The organism is Anaerolineae bacterium (genome assembly GCA_013178165.1).
GTDB lineage: Bacteria > Chloroflexota > Anaerolineae > Aggregatilineales > Ch27 > Ch27.
In genome coordinates this window covers 1-15,533 of the sequence record JABLXG010000023.1, presented here as the reverse complement: position 1 = coordinate 15,533, position 15,533 = coordinate 1, and the positions used below count along the sequence as shown (strand labels likewise).

Here is a 15,533-nt window from a genome sequence, read left to right as displayed (position 1 = left end):
TCGACATCAGCACCAGGGGCGTATGATCTCCGGTACGCCCCTGCTGATTCAGGGGCCTAAAACCGATGACCGATACCATCACCGTCCGTATCCTGACCGCTGCCGACTATGACGCCATACGCGCCCTGTGGGAAGCCGCCGGGCTGCACATCCGCCCGGTAGGCCGCGATTCGCGGGAGGCATTTGCCGCTCAACTCGCCTCCGGTTGCCAGGTGGCGATCGGCCTGGAGGTAGGGCCAGAGAACGGGCAGAAACGGCTGGTGGGCGTGGCGCTGGCTACCACCGACAGCCGCCGCGGCTGGATCAACCGACTGGCTGTCCATCCTGACTACCGGCGGCACGGGCTGGGCCTGCGCCTGATCCGGGAATGCGAGCGCGTGTTGCACGATGAGCGCGGCCTGCACGTCCTGGCCGCCCATGTCGAGGCCTGGAACGAGGCCAGCATCGCCCTCTTTGAGAAAGCCGGCTACAGCCGTTTTGAGGGTGTGATCTACTTCACCAAGCGCGATCGCGAGGACGTGTAGCTGTTCCAGATCAGCCGCCCGGTCGGGAGACGCCCGCCATGTCCCTGCCCCTGCCCGCCATCCTGACCCACCTGCGCCTCAATGGCGCGCCGCCCGCGCCGACGCTGCCTTACCTCAACCGTCTGCTGCTGGCCTGGGCAATGCATATCCCCTGGGAATCGGCCTCGCGCATCGCCCGCCACCAGCAGCCCGGCGCGCCCGCCGATTACGCCCGGTTGCCGGAAGCGTTCTTTGCCGATGCGCTGCGGCTGGGAACCGGCGGGACATGCTTTGAGAGCAACCTGGCGCTCAAGGCGGTGCTGGACGCGATCGGCTTCCACAGCACGCTGGCCCTGTGCGACATGACCACGAAGACGATCGAGCCGCACTGCGCGTTGATCGTCACGTTGGAGGGAACGCGCTATCTGGCTGATGTCGGCTACCCGATCCCGACGGCCCTGCCGCTTGACCCGGACGTCAGCACATCCGTCGCCACGCCGGTCTACGACTATCACGCCGCGCCGGTGGCCGCCGATCGCTGGCTGGTCAGGCGCACCAGCCGCCAGTTTGAGCAGATTTCCTTTTGGGTCAACAGCACGCCGGTAGATCCGGAGCGCTTTCACGCCCGGCTGCTGCGCGACCACGCGCCGGATGGCCTCTTCCTGGATGAGGTGATCATCCAGAAACTGCGCGGCGGACAGTTCTGGCGCTACAGCGAGGACAAAGGGCTGGTGCGGCGCACCGTCGGACGGGAGGAGCCGGTACATCTGGCGGTCACGGCGGCCCGTCCGCTGCCGAAACTGCTCAGCGACATCTTCGGGATGGATCGGCGGGTGATCGAATCGGCGCTGAGCCGCACGCCGCCGGATGGTGTCTGGCCGCCAGACAACGTCTGGACCTGATCGCTACCAGTTGGCGTGGGGAGCAGAGGCCGTGATCAGCGCCACACGCAGGCTATCGCCAGCTGCTTCCCCGGCCAGGCAGACCAGCGGCGGCTGACGATCCGGGCGGTCGTGATCCGCCGGGCCGAAGCAGGTCGTCGCCGCCCCGCCCATCCCCAGCTCTTCCAGGACGGCCGGGCACGGATCAATGGCCGGGGGCGCGGCCAGCGGCGCCCAGCCCTGACCGATCAGGGTATCGCGGAAGATGGTCAATGCCTCTTCCCAGGTTGCCCCGCTGGCCAGCGTCGTCGCCTGCCAGCGTACGTCCAGAGCAGCGGTGCCATTGTTGAAGGTCGCGCGGGCGGTCTGGGCGGGACCCCAGGCTTCGCCTCCTGGCAGAGGAATATCCACCGTCACGTACTGCGGGCGCGTCAACAGGGTGAACGCGCCGTCCACCAGCACCACGACCAGGATCACCAGCAGAATCAGCGAAAGCAGGACGGCCAACGGCCCGCTGCGTAACAGGCGCATCATCCTTCACCTTCCTTTCCTGAGTCGGCCAGTATCGCCGCCAGCAGGTACAGCACGCCGCCACAGAGCAACACCACCGTGAAGCCCCACGACAGGGCTACGATCACAGCCAGCACGGCGCTGATCACCGACGCCCCGCCGTTGACCGCCCAGGCCCACGGCACCAGGGCCGGCGTGCCGCGCAGGGCGGCGATCCCGCGCGGGAAGGGCACGCCCATCAGCAGGCCCGGCGGCGCGATCAGGGCGATCACCGCCGCGACGCGCAGCGCCAGCGGCAGCGGCAACAGCAGCGGCGTCAGCAACCGGACGATCAGCGGGGTCAGGGCGATGATGACAGCCAGCGCCGCGATCCACCACCGCCCGGCCCGCTGGCCCAGCCGGGCGCTGCCGACGCCCGACCACAGCAGCAGCGCCCCGATCACGACCGCGACGGCCAGCGTCGGCTGGCCCAGCGTCAGCATGTACGTCTGGATCAGGGCGACTTCCACCAGCAGGTAAGCCAGCCCGATCGCGGCAAAGTAGACGGCAACGCGGGGCGCCCGCCCGCGTCCCGCCCCGCGCAGTGCCTCCCGGAAGCGCGACCGCAGCGCGACCGGGACCAGTACGAATAGCAGCGCCGCCACAGCAGCGAAGATCAGCAGCGCCAGCAGCACGAAGAATCCGCTCCCCCCGAACGGCTGCCAGCGCGTCCCCAGATTCTGCAGGACTTCCGGCGTCTGCCGCCAGCGGAAAAAATGGAAGAAGAACGGGTGATCGTCGGTCGGCGGGCGGATATCGAAGTCATAGGCGGCGTAGAAAGCGGCCCGGTCGGGCGCGTCGGCCAGGGTGGTGAGCGTCTCGTGGTAGATTGGCGTCTCCAGCCGGGCGAAGCGGTTGACCAGCCCGGCCATCCGCTCCGCCAGATCGGGCATATCCGGGGCCAGGACCAGGTCGTAGCGCAGGCGCTCGATGGCGTCCAGCAGCGCCTTGACCTCCGCCATCGTGAATGGCATTGGCTTGACAAGAAAGGTCGCCGTCTGGAAGGAGCGGAAAACGAAGATGTGATCGCGCGGGTCAGGGACGCGGTCAGCCAGCGCCTCCAGCACGAGCGCCAGGGCGCGCGGCGTCTCGCTGGGTGGCGATTGCAGCCAGCGGCTGAAGACCAGCAGGCCGTCCGGGTTGAGCAGGTCCAGATAGGCGCGGAAGGCTTCGACCGTCAGCGTGTAGTTTTCGGTCAGGGTGAACGCGCCGGAGGTGATCGGGCGGTAATTGTCGGCCAGCGTCAGCACCGCTATGTCGTAGCGGGCGGGCCGTTCCTGGGCGAACGTCCGGATTTCGCGGTGGAGGATATCCACATGCGGGTAGCCGGCGATCCCGGCCACGCCGCGCAGGTCGTCCGTCAGCGCATCGTAGACCAGGCGGTTCGGCTCGACAACTGTCACTGCCCGTGCGCCATTCACCAGCGCCGCCCAGGTCTCCATATTGCCGCCGGAGCCGAGCACGACGACGCTGGCGCCGGGGCGCAGGGCATAGGCGGGAGCTGTGGGCAGGGCGCGGGCCAGCGCCAGCGGCGCGCCGTGTGTCTCCATGACCGGCAACAGCACGTCGCCGTCAATCAGCAGGCCGATCTGCGATGGCAGCCCCCCAAGATAGGTCAGGCTGAGGCCTGGCGCAGAGTGGATGGTCGGGCTGGCGACGATATCCAGCCGGGCGTAGGCATTCTGGCGTGTGGCGACGATCGTGGCGTCCGGGTTCAGGCGGAACTGGCTGAGCCGCTTGTAGGGTGAAGGGTGGATCTGCAATGGGTCGGGGAGCGCCACCATTAGCAGCAGGATGGCAGCCAGACTCCCCCAGGAGGCGGTCCGCAGGGCGCGCCGCCCGCGTTCCACCAGGACGAGCGCCGCAACCGCTCCCAGCGCCGCGCCCAGCAGAACGGCCCGCTCGCTGCCCAGTGCGCCGATCAGCAGCGGGGCCAGCGCCGCCCCCGCCGCCGAGCCGACCAGGTTGGCGCTGTAGATTCGCCCGGCGCGGGCGGCTTCCGCGCTGAGCAGGGCGGCGATCAGCGCCCCGGCGAAGGCGAAGGGCACGGCCAGGGCCAGCAGGTTGGCCGCCAGCAGGGCCACCTGCGCCCGATCCCAGGCGATGCTGTACGAATCAAACGGCAGGAGGTTGACGAACAGGTAAGCGGCAACACTGCTGAGGGCAAAGCCCAGGGCGTGCCACGCCCCGCGCTCCGGGCGGCGCAGACCCGGCCACAACACCAGCAGCGATCCACTGGCCCCGAAGCCCAGCAGGGCCAGGCTGATCACCAGGAAGGCGAAATGGTAAAACTGGGCGATGGAAAAGACGCGGGTCAGCGCCACCTGCAGCACCAGCGCCGCTGCGGAAAGCAATCCCATGCCCAGCAGTGTCGCCATCGTCCGCCCTGTTCAGCAGGTGACGTGCAGGATGGCGTGCACATCAGCAGGGTCCATCTCGCGCAGCAGCTCACAGGCTTCTCCGGTGGACACAGCCACGATCTCGATGCCGCGCTGCGCTGCCTCCGCGTAGACTTCCGGCATGATCGGCAGCCGGCCCTCTGCGCCGGTGCCGATGATCAGCCTTCTGCCACCCCAGGGGATATCCTCCTGGGCCGAGAGGGGAGTGTGGTTGTACTGGTCGCGGAACGGTTTAGAGGGCTTCTTGCGCCGCTTGCTGACCACGCCAGCGGTGATCACAATGTCGTAGTCGTAGGTACGCCCTTCGATCCGGATTTCCCCAAATTTGACCAGCCTGGCTTTCATGGCCACCTCCGGAACCACCTCATCCATTGCCCTCATTATAGACCAGGCCGGGCGGCAGATGGCTGTGTGGGGGCGCGCGCCCTACAGGCCACGTAAGACCTCGTCCTCGGCCTCGTAGTGGAGCAGGCCCTCCGGCAGGGAGTCGGGCGGGTTGTCGCGCTCCCAGGCCACCGTCCGCCGGACGGCTTCCACCAGCGGCACAGCGGGGCGGTAGCCCAGTTCGGCGGTGATGCGGGCCGCCGAGGCCACCAGATGCTGGCTGAGGTTGGCTTCCGGGCGCAGCGCCGGGGGAAGCGTTTCATCCGGGCGGATGACCAGGCGGCCCGTCCAGCCGACCGCCTCCGCCACCAGACCGGCCAGTTCATGGATGGTTGGGCTGGCGTCGGCGACGTTGTAGACGCGCCCGGCGGCGCGCTCATCGGTGCAGGCCAGGGCGATTGCTGCCGCTACATTGTCCACATAGCCATAGGTAGAGCGCCAGGCGGCATAGCTGGCAGCCATAACAATGGCTGGCCGCCCATCCAGCATCGGCCTCAGGAAGGGCAGCAGGCGGCGCTGATAGTCGCGTGGGCCGATCACCATCGGCAGGCGCAGAACGGTGCCCGGCAGATCAGGATCGCCAAGCACGATCTGCTCGGCAGGGATTTTGTCGTAGTTGTAAAAGGGGTGATCCGGCGCGGGGGCCGTCGCCCGGTAAGGGTATCGCTGCTCTCGCAGCGGCGAGTCCTCGGTCAGCGGCAGCAGCTCGATCGGCCCTGGTTCCGAGCCGTGCAGGCGGCCATAGGCGCGGTAGACATCCAGGCTGCTGAGCATGACCACGCGCCGCGCCAGCCCCTTGCCGACGCGCATCAAGGTGGCGGCGTGCTCCGCGGTGAGGATCACATTGTGCAGGATGACATCCGGCGCAAAGGCGGCAAAAGCGTCCCGCGCCTCGTCCAGCGCGGCGATGTCGCCAGTCAGGCGCAGCACGCCGTCTGGCAGCGGGGCGGCGCTACGCCCCCGCGTGAAGACGGCCACGCGGTGCCCCGCCGCCTGAAGCTGCCACACTACGGGCACGCCGATGAAGCGCGTCCCGCCCAGAATCAGGATGTTCATCCGTACTCCTTATACCCGACGCTTACGGGGCCAGGGCGCAGGTGGCCACGTCGCACTCGATGGGCAGCCCCTGGCTGGCCCAGGCACGCATCCCGCCCTCAACCTCAGTCACACGGCTGAAGCCCTGCTGGCGCAGGAATTCGGCGGCGGGCTGGCTGCGGTTGCCACTGCGGCAGATGACAATGATCGTGTCGTTTTTATTCAGCTCGTTCACCCGCACTTCCAGCTCCTGCAGGGGGATCAGGATCGCGTCCGGGGAACGGCCATCGTTGGCCCACTCTTCCGGCGTGCGCACATCCAGCAGAACGGTATGCTCATCCGCGGCCAGCCGCGCCGCAGCGTCCTGCGGGCTGATCAGGCGGGGCAGATCGGCACTCTGCGGGGCAGCGGAACCGCAACCGGCAGCGACAGCGATCAGCACAAGCAACGCCGGGAAGAACCAGCGAATGGTGCGCATCAAGGCATCCCTCCAGTGTCACAGTCTGGGCGTTAAGAACTGCTCCACGCCAGAAGTATGGCGCTGCCTGGTTAGACGCGCCAGCCCGCCGGAAGTCGCAGGCGTGGCGAAAAACAGCAGCCAGAGCCGCTAACGGCTTTTCTCTGCGTCAGGCGGGCCAAATTCCTTGACAGCCCACTATCAGGTACACTAAAGTCAGACAGGCGAAGCGCATTTACGGCTTTGAGGCCCCTATGTCCCCTATGTCCTCTCGACCCAGGCTCACTCGTTTGTTGGGTGGCGACCCGGTGGCGACCCTGGCCCCGCTGGTCGCCGTGTTGCTGGCGCTTTCGGTAGGCGCGATCATCCTCCTGGCCCTTGGCAAGAACCCCATCGAAGCTTATAGCGCGATGCTGAATGGCGCCTTTGGCGACGACCGCAGCCTGTTCCGCACGCTAACCCGCGCCACGCCGCTGCTACTGGTGGCTATCGGCATCTGCATCGCCTACCGCGGCGGAATGATCAATATCGGCGCGGAGGGGCAGCTGTTCATCGGGGCGATCAGCGCCACCGCTTTTTCGCTGGCGCTGGCCGGACAGTTGCCGGGCGGGTTGCTGGCTATCCTCACCTTGATCGTGGGCGCGACGGCGGGAGCGACCTGGGGCGCGGTGCCGGGCATCCTCAAAGCCCGCTTTGACGTCAACGAGATTCTCAGCACCGTGATGATGAACGAGATCGCCATCCAGCTCCTGATCTACCTGCTCAGCGGCCCGATGATCGATCCGGAACAGGTCAAGCTGGGCACACGGGTGCCGCAATCCTCCGCCCTGCCGGAAGACGTCTGGCTGGGACGGCTGGCCCCGCCCTCCCAGATTCACATCGGCCTGTTTGTGGCGCTGGCGATGGCGGCGATCGTCTACGCCCTGCTGTGGCGGACGACGATCGGCTATCGCATCCGCGCCGTTGGCGAGAACCGCGACGCCGCCCGCTACGCTGGCATCTCGGTGCCGCGCTATATGGCCCTGTCGCTGATCCTTAGCGGGGCGCTGGCCGGGCTGGCTGGCGCGGTGGAGGTCACCGGTGTGACCCACCGGATGGTGGAAGGCTTCGCCGTCGGTTACGGCTTCTCCGGGATTGTGGTGGCGCTCTTCGGACGGCTACATCCGATCGGGGCAGTGCCATCGGCTATTCTATTCGGGGCGCTGCTGGTCGGCGCGGACCGGATGCAGCGCACGGTGCAGGTGCCCTCGGCAACGATCGTCGCTCTGCAGGGGCTGGTGGTGGTCTTCGTGGTCAGCAGCGAAATCTGGGTGCGCCGCCGGTCGGCTCGCCGTCAGGTCAGCGCGGCAGAAGTGACCCCCGTCGCCCGGCAGGAGGCTTCCGCATGACCGACATTCTGGGCGTTATCTCCGAGATTGTGCGGCTGACACTGCTCTTTGCCACGCCATTTCTGTTCGCCTCCCTGGGGGAAGTCTTTGCCCAGCGGTCAGGCGTGCTGAACCTGGGTGTGGAAGGCATCATGCTGATGGGGGCTTTTTTTGCCATCTTCGTCGTTTCCGACAAAGGGCTGGCCCTTTCGCCCTGGGCGGGCGTGCTGGCGGCGTTGATCGTCGGCGGCCTGATGGGGCTGGCGATGGCCTTTGTCAGTGTCACCCTTAAGGCTCAGCAGGGCATCAGCGGGATTGGCTTCACTCTATTCGGGCAGGGCATGTCCAGCCTGTTGTTCAAGGTGCTGGCCGGCGGTGTAATCACCGTCCGGGGTTTCCAGCCGATCACCATCCCGGTGCTGAGCGGTCTGCCGTTTTTCGGCACGGCCCTTTTTCAGCACAACATCCTGGTTTACATCGCCTTCGCCCTGGTACCGATCTCGGTCTGGGTGCTCAACCGCACCAACTTCGGGCTGCAGGTGCGCGCCGTCGGGCAGAACCCCGCCGCTGCCGACTCGGTAGGCGTCAGCGTGGCCCGCGTGCGCTACATCACCGTCACCCTGGGCGGGATGATGGCCGGGCTGGCGGGTGCGTCGCTATCGATCGCTATCACCAATGTCTTTCAGGAGAATATGACGGCTGGCGCAGGGTTCATCGCCGTGGCGCTGGTGTACTTCGGGGCGTGGTCGCCCTGGCGGGTGATGGGCGGGGCGCTGCTGTTCAGCGCGGCCAGCATCCTGCAGAACTTCGTTCAGATCTTCAACAGCCTGCGGGGCGTGACGATCAATATCCCCCCCAACCTGCTGATCATGGTCCCTTACGTGTTGATTATTGTCGTGTTGATCTTCGCGCGGGAGCGCAAGCGTGTGGAACCGGCGGCGCTGACCAAGCCATTCGAGCGTGAGGAGGGCTAGCGGGCGGGAAAGCGGCGCGAATACTGCCGGCTTGACAGCCTGGCGGAACCGCCCCTACAGTGAGAGTCAAATATCGTTCTTGTTGTCCCCAGGCTCCGGCCTGTGCGGTCAAAGTTCGTTCATCTTAAGTTGAGGAGAGAAAAGCGGATGCGTAGACAAATGCTGGTCAGCCTGTTGATTGTCGCCCTGCTGGTGGCCGCTATGGGATCAGTTAGCGCCCAGGAGCCGATCAAGGTCGGCCTGATCCTGCCCAGCAGCGGCAATGACCTGGCCTGGAGCCAGAGCATGTACGAGGGCCTGCTGGCCGTCCAGGGGGCCATGGGCGGCGAGAGTGCGCTGCAGATCACCTATATCGAGGGCATGTTCGATGTCACCGCCGCCACCGAGGCCATGCGCGACTTTGGCGACGAGGGCTACGACCTGGTGATCGCCCACGGCGCGCAGTATGGCACCTCGCTCTTCGAGCTGGCCCCGGAATACCCGGAGACCTCGTTTGCCTGGGGCACCGCCTCTGACACCGGCGTTGATCGCGGGATCACCAACGTCTTCGCCTATGGCGCGCGGGCGCAGGAAGGCGGCTACGTCAACGGCGTGATGGCCGGGTTGCTCACCAAGAGCAACATCATCGGCATTGTCGGCCCCGTTCCCGCTGGCGACGCCATCCTGTACAACAACGGCTTTGTCCAGGGCGTCAACGCTTCCAATCCTGACGCCGAAGTGCTGATCACGTACACCGGCTCGTTTGGCGATACCGCCGCCGCGGCCAGCGCCGCGCAGGCCCACATCGCCGCCGGGGCTGATATCCTGACCGGTTCCGCTCAGCAGGTGCCCGGCGCGGTGGAAGCCATCCAGAGCGCCAAGGGCTACTGGTTCGCCACCGACACCAACCAGGCCGAGGTCTGGCCGGATACCGTGGTCGCTGCCCAGGTCTACAACTGGCAGCCCGTGATCCAGGCCATGCTGGATGCCCGCGCCAACGGCATCAAGGGCGGTATCGCCTTCCAGCCCACGCTGGGCGACGGCGCGCTGCAGATGGCCTTCAACGAGGCTCTGGAGGGCGTGCCCGCGGAGGTCTTCGAGGCTGGCCGCGCCGCCATGGCCCGGATTATGGCCAAGGAAGTCTACCCGCTCGGCACGCTGCCGGAGGAGCAGTTCCGTATTGCCATTGTGATGCCCAGCAGCATCACCGACCTCGCCTGGAGCCAGGCAATTTTCAGCGCCCTGCTTGAGCTGCAGCAGCAGCTTGGCGGACCGGAAAAGCTGGAGATCGCCTACACCGAGGGCATGTTTGACGTGACCGCCGCTGCCCAGGCCCTCCGCGACTATGCCGAGGATGGCTACGATCTGGTCATCGCCCACGGCACGCAGTACGGCACCTCACTCTTCGAGCTGGCCCAGGATTACCCGGAGACCGCCTTTGCCTGGGGCACCGCCTCTGAGACCGCCGAGAACATCTTCGCTTACGAGGCCAACGCCGAACAGGGCGGCTATGTCAACGGCGTGATGGCCGGTCTGCTGACCAAGAGCAATGTGATCGGGATCGTCGGCCCCGTCCCGGCTGGCGACGCGCTGCTGTACATCAACGGCTTCCAGCAGGGCATCAAAGCCAGCAACCCCGACGCGGAAATCCTGCTGACCTACACCGGCTCCTTCAGCGATACAGCCGCCGCCGCCGAAGCAGCCCAGACCCAGATCGCCGCTGGCGCGGACGTGCTGTCCGGCTCCGCCCAGCAGGTGATCGGCGCTATCGAAGCCATCCAGGCGGCGGGCGGCTACTGGTTCGGCACTCAGAGCGACCAGAGCGGCGCGTGGCCGCAGACGGTTGTGGCGTCGCAGGTCTTTAACTGGACGCCGGTGCTGGGCCGCATGGTCGAACTGGTGGCGACGGGTGTCTATGGCGGCGAAGCCTACAGTCTGACCTTCGCCAATGGCGGTCTGAAGATCGTCTACGGCGGCGTGGACATCCCGGCTGAGGTGATCGACGCAGCCAACGCGGCCATCGAGGCCATCAAGTCCGGCGAGATCGTCGTCCTGCAGCAACTGCCGGAATAGTGAGGGCAAGGGGGCAAAGCCCCTGCCTGAGCCTCTGAGAGCAAACTGCAGAGTGATTCCAGGCTGGTCCAATAGTGGATAGCGGGGGCGTCCCAGCCGGGGCGCCCCTTGCAATCCGGGGCTGAACCGCACAGCGAGACTGCCAGCGCTCTCGCACCGCCCGCCTGAAAGGATCGACAATGCCCATCCGGCCATTCCGCCTTCCCGCTGATGCGGCTACCCTGGCTGGGGTCCTGCCCTCCGCGTTTCAGTACCCTGAGCATCCCGAATGGTCACTGGACACTGACCAGCGCAAAGGGCTACTGGAATCGCTGCGCGGGCTACAACGTACGTGGCCGCTGCTGCGCCTGCTGGGACTCCTTCACCCGCCGCTGCGGGATATCATGCGCGGCTTTGTCTGGGAGGAGGACGGCCGCCCGGTTGGCGTGATCAATGTGACCCGGCAGGGCGCCTCGAATACCTGGTTGATCGGCAACGTAGCCGTCCTGCCGGAATACCGGCGGCGGGGAATCGCCCGGCAACTGGTGGAAGCGGCGCTGGCGCTGGCCCGCGCACGGGGCGCAACGCGTGTGATCCTTGACGTGGTGGAGGGGAATGTCCCGGCCTGTGCGTTGTACGAGCGCCTGGGCTTCATTCACTATTCGGGCAGCGTCGAACTGGAGTACCTGCCGGAGGATGGGCAGACGTTACCGGATCTGTTGCTGCCGGACGGCTACGCGCTCGGCCCGCTGGATCGCTTTGACTGGGAGACGCGCCTGGCGTTGGCCCGGCGGATCACGCCGGGGGCGGTCAAGCGCTTTGAGCCGGTGGAACCCCGCCGCTTCCGTATGCCGCGCTCACTGCGCGTTGCCGTCCCGCTGTTTGAGCGTCTTTCCGGCCAGCACGCCCTGCTATTCGCCCTGCGCACTCTGGACGGTACGACAGTCGCCCTGGGTGGATGCAGCGTCCGGACTCGTCCCGGCGGCACCAATGCGCTCAGCGTGCAGGCCGATCCCGCCCATCCCGCGCCGCTGGCGGCGCTGCTGGCCACCTTGCTCCAGGAAACGATCTGGGCCAGCCCTGGGCAGCGGATCGAACTATCGATTGCCGCCTGGCAGCCGCCACTGCTGGCCGCGGCCAGGATGCTGGGCTTCCGGCAGCGGTGCGTTTACCGGCGTATGGGCCTGATCCTGCGGGAATGAGCTACCCGCCGCTGCCTCAGCCCTCTGCAGGGGGATTTTCCTGCCCGGCGCGGCGCAACTGCTCGATCTCATGGCGCAGCAGCGCGATCTCCTGGGCCAGGTCTTTGTTCTGGTCAGCCAGGCGGGTCAGCACGGTGCTGTAATAGAGCAGTATCAGCAGGAAGAACCCCACCGCAATGACGAACAGCACCGTTGGTCGGAAGATGCCGGTCAGCGCGGCGAACCAGTCCAGCGGCGCGCTCCACAGGTTGAGCACGGTCAGGGCGATGGCGGTCAGGATCCACAGCAGCGAGTATTCCTCGCGCAGCCGCCGCCGGCGCACCAGTTCCAGCACCCCCAGCAGGATGCCCAGCGTGACAATCAGGCCTACCAGCGTTTGACGATCCATGGGATTTCCTGTTTCAGGTAGCGGTTATGGCGCTCAATCGATCCTGCTGGATTCACCGCCCGGCGCACGATCAGCCATCGCCGCTGTGCTGGCTACGCCGGAGTTGCTCCAGGCGGGCCATGGCCTCATCATACTCGCGCTCCAGCCGGGCGACGATCTCCGCCAGCAGGTTGCGGCCTTGCCGACGGACCAGCTTCTCTTCCAGCGACAGACGCAGCATGTCGCCATAGAGCAGGTCGGCCTTTTCCAGCTTGAGATCGGCGATGCGGCGCCTGAGCTGGCGGGCGATCTGCTCCAGTTCCTGCAGGCGCAGGGCGGCCAGCGGCTGCTCCGGGTGAGCGCCTTCCGGCTGGCGGGCCAACGCCTGCAACGCTCCCAGGTCGCGGGCAGTATAGGCAGCGTTGATGCGGGCCATCAGGTCGTTGCGGAAGGCGCGTTCCGCCGGATCGGTCGCCAGATCGGGGTGATAGCGGCGGGCCAGCTGGCGGTAGAGTTGCTTGATGCTCATCCCGGCCAGGTCGGTCGCCGCCGGGCGCACCGGCGCAGGCTCTTCCGGTGATGGCGGAGGAACCTGCCAGGTTCGCCGGTACTGCTCCTCCACCGGCACATAGCCTTCCGGCGGCTGCCAGGTATCTTCCAGCGGCCTGCCGCCGCCCAGGGGATGCGCCCGCCGCAGGTATTGCTGGCGTTCCAGTTCGGCGATGGCCGCCCGCGCCGCTTCCAGACGCACCTCAACCGGGCGGACAATGCGCTCGTACCGCTTCTGGAATGCGCTCACGTCGCGGCGTAGATCGGCGACCTCGGCTTCAAGATCGCTCAGAATGACCTGTTGATCCTCGATTTCCGCCTGCAGGCGGGCGATCTGCTGGGCGTAATCGTTCACCAACGCTCCCGGTTTCCCACCCCTGCACGGGCAAAGCAACAAAACGCCTGGCCTGCCAGTGCGGCTGCCGATCAGCCCTTCCAGCGCGGCCTGCGGATAGCGTCCAGCAGCAGGGCCAGCAGCACTTTGCTCATATAATACACCGATCGCGCCGTGGTGATCGATGACACGCCGCCCAGCCGTTCGCGCATGGCCGCCGGCACTTCCCGCACGCGCAACCCGGCCCGGTGCATCAGCACGCGGGCTTCCGGCTCCGGGTAATCGTGGGGGTATTCGTGGGCGCAGAAAGCGATTGCCCGGCGGTTGGCGGCCAGCAGGCCGCTGGTGGGGTCGGTCGGCGGCTGGCCGGTCAGCCAGCCGATCACCCAGGCCAGTAAGCGGATGCCAACCCGGCGCGGCAGCGTACCGCGGTAGGCGGCCGGTTCCACCGTCAGAAAGCGCGAGCCGATGATCATGTCTGCGTCGCCGCGCTGCAATGCCTCCAGCAGTGTCGGGATGATCTCCGGCGGGTGCTGGCCGTCGCCATCCAGGCGAACCGCCATGGCGTAATCATGACGGTAGGCGTAAAGAAAGCCGGTCTGGACAGCCGCGCCGATCCCAACGTTGAAGGGCATGTTGAGGGTGATGGCCCCGGCGGCAGCGGCGACACGCCCGGTATCATCCTTGCTGCCATCGTTGATCACGCAGATGGCGGCCCCCGGCACGCTGGCGCGCACCCGGTCGATGATCTGGGCGATATGGCCCGCCTCGTTGTAAGCCGGGATGATCACCACAACACGGGCGGCAGAATCGCCGGAAGGCGTCCGAACGGGGGCGGGAACCGTAGCCTGAATCATCGATCGCTGCGCCTCGTGGAGGGCATCCCGGCTGCGCGACTGGAGTCCGGGCAGGCGCCGCCGGACCTGTCATATTCGCGGATCAGCTGGCTGTAGAGGTCTTCGTAGGCGCTGGCGACATGCCCCCAGGTGTAGCGGGTCTCCACCAGGCGGCGGCCATGGTGAGCGATCCGGCGGCGCAATTCGGCGTCCTGCAGCAACCGGATTGCCGCCCGGCTGATCTCGGCAGGCTCCCTGGCGAGGATCACATCCCGGCCATCGCGGATATCGATGCCGTCGCAGCTCATCGGCGTGGCGACCACCGCGGTTTGCATGGCCATCGCCTCCAGAATCTTGTTTTTGATGCCCGCGCCTACCCGCAGCGGGCTGACGTACACATGGGCGTCATCCAGGTAAGGCCGCAGGTCCGGCACGCGCCCGGTCACGCGCACGCCGCCGCCTTCCAGCCGGCGCAACTCAGCAGGCGGATTATGCCCCACGATCAGCAGTTCCGCCTCCGGAATGGCCCGCCTGACCGCCGGGAAAATCTCCCGGATCAACAGCAGGGCAGCGTCCACATTAGGGGCGTAGTCATAATTGCCGGTGAAGATCAGCGTCGGTGTATCCGGCTCGTGCTCCGTCGGAACAAAACGCTCCAGGTCGACGCCGTTAGGGATGACGGCCACCGGCAGCCCTGGCGTCAGGCGACGCAGGGTACGGGCATCTTGCTCGGAAACCACCACCGCGCGCTGATAGCCGCTAAACATCCAGGACTCGTAATGGCGGGCCATGACCCGCTGCAGCCCTACCCGCGCCCGTTCAAGCGGATGGCGGGCCTGGGTCAGCGCCCGCTCCAGAAACAGGCTGTAGCTCTCGTAAGGCGCGATCAGGTTGGGGTAAGCGCAGGCCAGCGCCCGGAACTCGTAGACCTGCACGCCGCCGAACAGGTGCACCACATCCACCTTATGGGGCTGATTCCCCAGACGGTCGGCGATGGCATCCCACATCTCCGGTGACCAGCTCCGTTCCCGGCAGGCAGGAAAGCGGCGATCGGGGCGCAGGGCGCGTGTCAACAGGCTCAGGGGGCTGCGGGCTGGCTCCCGGATCAGAGTCACGCTGTCGAAGAACAGGCGGTAATGAGGCACATCGGCCATGTCTTCCGGCTGCTGATAGAAGGCCAGCAGGTCCACCCGGTGATCGCGGCGGGAAAGCTCCCGCACCAGATGGTAGGGAATCAGCCGGTCGCCCAGATGCAGCGGATAAGGTGGGCAGCGGGAAATCAGCAGGATGCGCAGGGGCCTGTCGCCGGCCAGGGGCACGGTTCACTATCCTCCCCGGTGGGATACAGCGGAGTCGATGTTAGCCGTTCGCGGCGGGATTGTCCAGGGGCCGCATTCTCTCAAGGCAAATGCGACTCAGCGAAACGAGCGGGCGTGAGCATGCCGAGTGAGAGATGGGGGCGCCGGTGGTGATAGTAGTCGAGAAAAGCATCGGCATACTGCTGGGCCAGCTCCAATTCATCGCCCCGGAACTTGAGAGCGCCAAACTCCTCACGGCGCAGCGTGCCGTTGAAGGCTTCAATGAAAGCCTGTTCGTTCTTCTTGTAAGCCCGCGCGATACGATGCTGATCCGCCCAGCGATGCATGCCCTCAGCGCACTCGGCTT

General features: G+C 66.5%; 16 protein-coding genes. 6 read left to right on the top strand and 10 right to left on the bottom strand.

Features of this window, described 5'->3' with window-relative positions; translation table 11 throughout:
* Window positions 1–65 precede the first annotated feature (65 nt).
* Together HPY64_12875 and HPY64_12870 are read left to right on the top strand one after the other, a co-directional pair.
* Window positions 66–524: a GNAT family N-acetyltransferase gene (locus HPY64_12875; protein NPV68030.1), complete on the top strand. Its 459-nt coding sequence runs from the start codon at window positions 66–68 to the stop codon at window positions 522–524.
* Window positions 525–562: 38 nt separating this feature from the next.
* Complete coding sequence (locus HPY64_12870) at window positions 563–1,405, top strand: hypothetical protein (protein ID NPV68029.1); 843 nt, start codon at window positions 563–565, stop codon at window positions 1,403–1,405.
* 3 nt (window positions 1,406–1,408) lie between these two features.
* Here the strand turns inward: HPY64_12870 and HPY64_12865 are convergent, their stop codons facing one another.
* The 5 genes from HPY64_12865 to HPY64_12845 form a co-directional block, all read right to left on the bottom strand.
* Window positions 1,409–1,918 (bottom strand): hypothetical protein, encoded by a 510-nt coding sequence (locus tag HPY64_12865; GenBank protein NPV68028.1) that lies wholly within the window; start codon window positions 1,916–1,918, stop codon window positions 1,409–1,411.
* Window positions 1,915–4,311, bottom strand: a complete 2,397-nt coding sequence (locus HPY64_12860) for a hypothetical protein (GenBank protein NPV68027.1) — start codon at window positions 4,309–4,311, stop codon at window positions 1,915–1,917. Before HPY64_12860 ends, HPY64_12865 begins: the two co-directional genes overlap by 4 nt.
* A 12-nt stretch (window positions 4,312–4,323) precedes the next feature.
* The gene (locus tag HPY64_12855; protein ID NPV68026.1) at window positions 4,324–4,677 is read right to left on the bottom strand and encodes a hypothetical protein; all 354 of its coding nucleotides are present in this window, start codon (window positions 4,675–4,677) and stop codon (window positions 4,324–4,326) included.
* An 81-nt stretch (window positions 4,678–4,758) separates the two neighbouring features.
* Entirely contained in the window at window positions 4,759–5,772 is a 1,014-nt protein-coding gene (locus HPY64_12850) for an NAD-dependent epimerase/dehydratase family protein (GenBank protein NPV68025.1), read from the bottom strand.
* A gap of 22 nt (window positions 5,773–5,794) precedes the next feature.
* Entirely contained in the window at window positions 5,795–6,229 is a 435-nt protein-coding gene (locus HPY64_12845) for a rhodanese-like domain-containing protein (GenBank protein ID NPV68024.1), read from the bottom strand.
* Between the two features lie 269 nt (window positions 6,230–6,498).
* Here HPY64_12845 and HPY64_12840 point away from each other — a divergent pair, with 269 nt between their 5' ends.
* From HPY64_12840 to HPY64_12825, 4 genes are all read left to right on the top strand, one after another.
* Window positions 6,499–7,596 carry an ABC transporter permease gene (locus tag HPY64_12840; protein ID NPV68023.1) on the top strand — a complete coding sequence of 366 codons (1,098 nt, stop codon included), beginning with the start codon at window positions 6,499–6,501 and terminating at the stop codon, window positions 7,594–7,596.
* Between the two features lie 5 nt (window positions 7,597–7,601).
* Window positions 7,602–8,549, top strand: a complete 948-nt coding sequence (locus HPY64_12835) for an ABC transporter permease (GenBank protein ID NPV68022.1) — start codon at window positions 7,602–7,604, stop codon at window positions 8,547–8,549.
* 147 nt (window positions 8,550–8,696) lie between these two features.
* Entirely contained in the window at window positions 8,697–10,601 is a 1,905-nt protein-coding gene (locus tag HPY64_12830) for a BMP family protein (protein ID NPV68021.1), read from the top strand.
* A 179-nt stretch (window positions 10,602–10,780) separates the two neighbouring features.
* Window positions 10,781–11,782, top strand: a complete 1,002-nt coding sequence (locus HPY64_12825; GenBank protein ID NPV68020.1) for a GNAT family N-acetyltransferase — start codon at window positions 10,781–10,783, stop codon at window positions 11,780–11,782.
* A 16-nt stretch (window positions 11,783–11,798) separates the two neighbouring features.
* On the opposite strand, the gene HPY64_12820 is transcribed toward HPY64_12825, so the two are convergent.
* From HPY64_12820 to HPY64_12800, 5 genes are all read right to left on the bottom strand, one after another.
* A complete protein-coding gene (locus HPY64_12820) occupies window positions 11,799–12,170 on the bottom strand; it encodes a DUF2304 domain-containing protein (GenBank protein NPV68019.1) in 372 nt (123 codons plus the stop codon).
* A gap of 70 nt (window positions 12,171–12,240) precedes the next feature.
* Complete coding sequence (locus HPY64_12815) at window positions 12,241–13,053, bottom strand: hypothetical protein (protein NPV68018.1); 813 nt, start codon at window positions 13,051–13,053, stop codon at window positions 12,241–12,243.
* Window positions 13,054–13,124: 71 nt separating this feature from the next.
* On the bottom strand, window positions 13,125–13,889 hold the full coding sequence (locus HPY64_12810; protein NPV68017.1) for a glycosyltransferase family 2 protein: 765 nt from the start codon (window positions 13,887–13,889) through the stop codon (window positions 13,125–13,127).
* Window positions 13,886–15,187, bottom strand: coding sequence for a glycosyltransferase (locus tag HPY64_12805; protein NPV68016.1), 1,302 nt, complete (start codon window positions 15,185–15,187; stop codon window positions 13,886–13,888). The genes HPY64_12810 and HPY64_12805 overlap by 4 nt, the downstream gene beginning before the upstream one ends.
* Window positions 15,188–15,267: 80 nt before the next feature.
* Window positions 15,268–15,533: transposase (locus HPY64_12800; protein ID NPV68015.1), on the bottom strand; the 266-nt coding region annotated here is incomplete at its 5' end.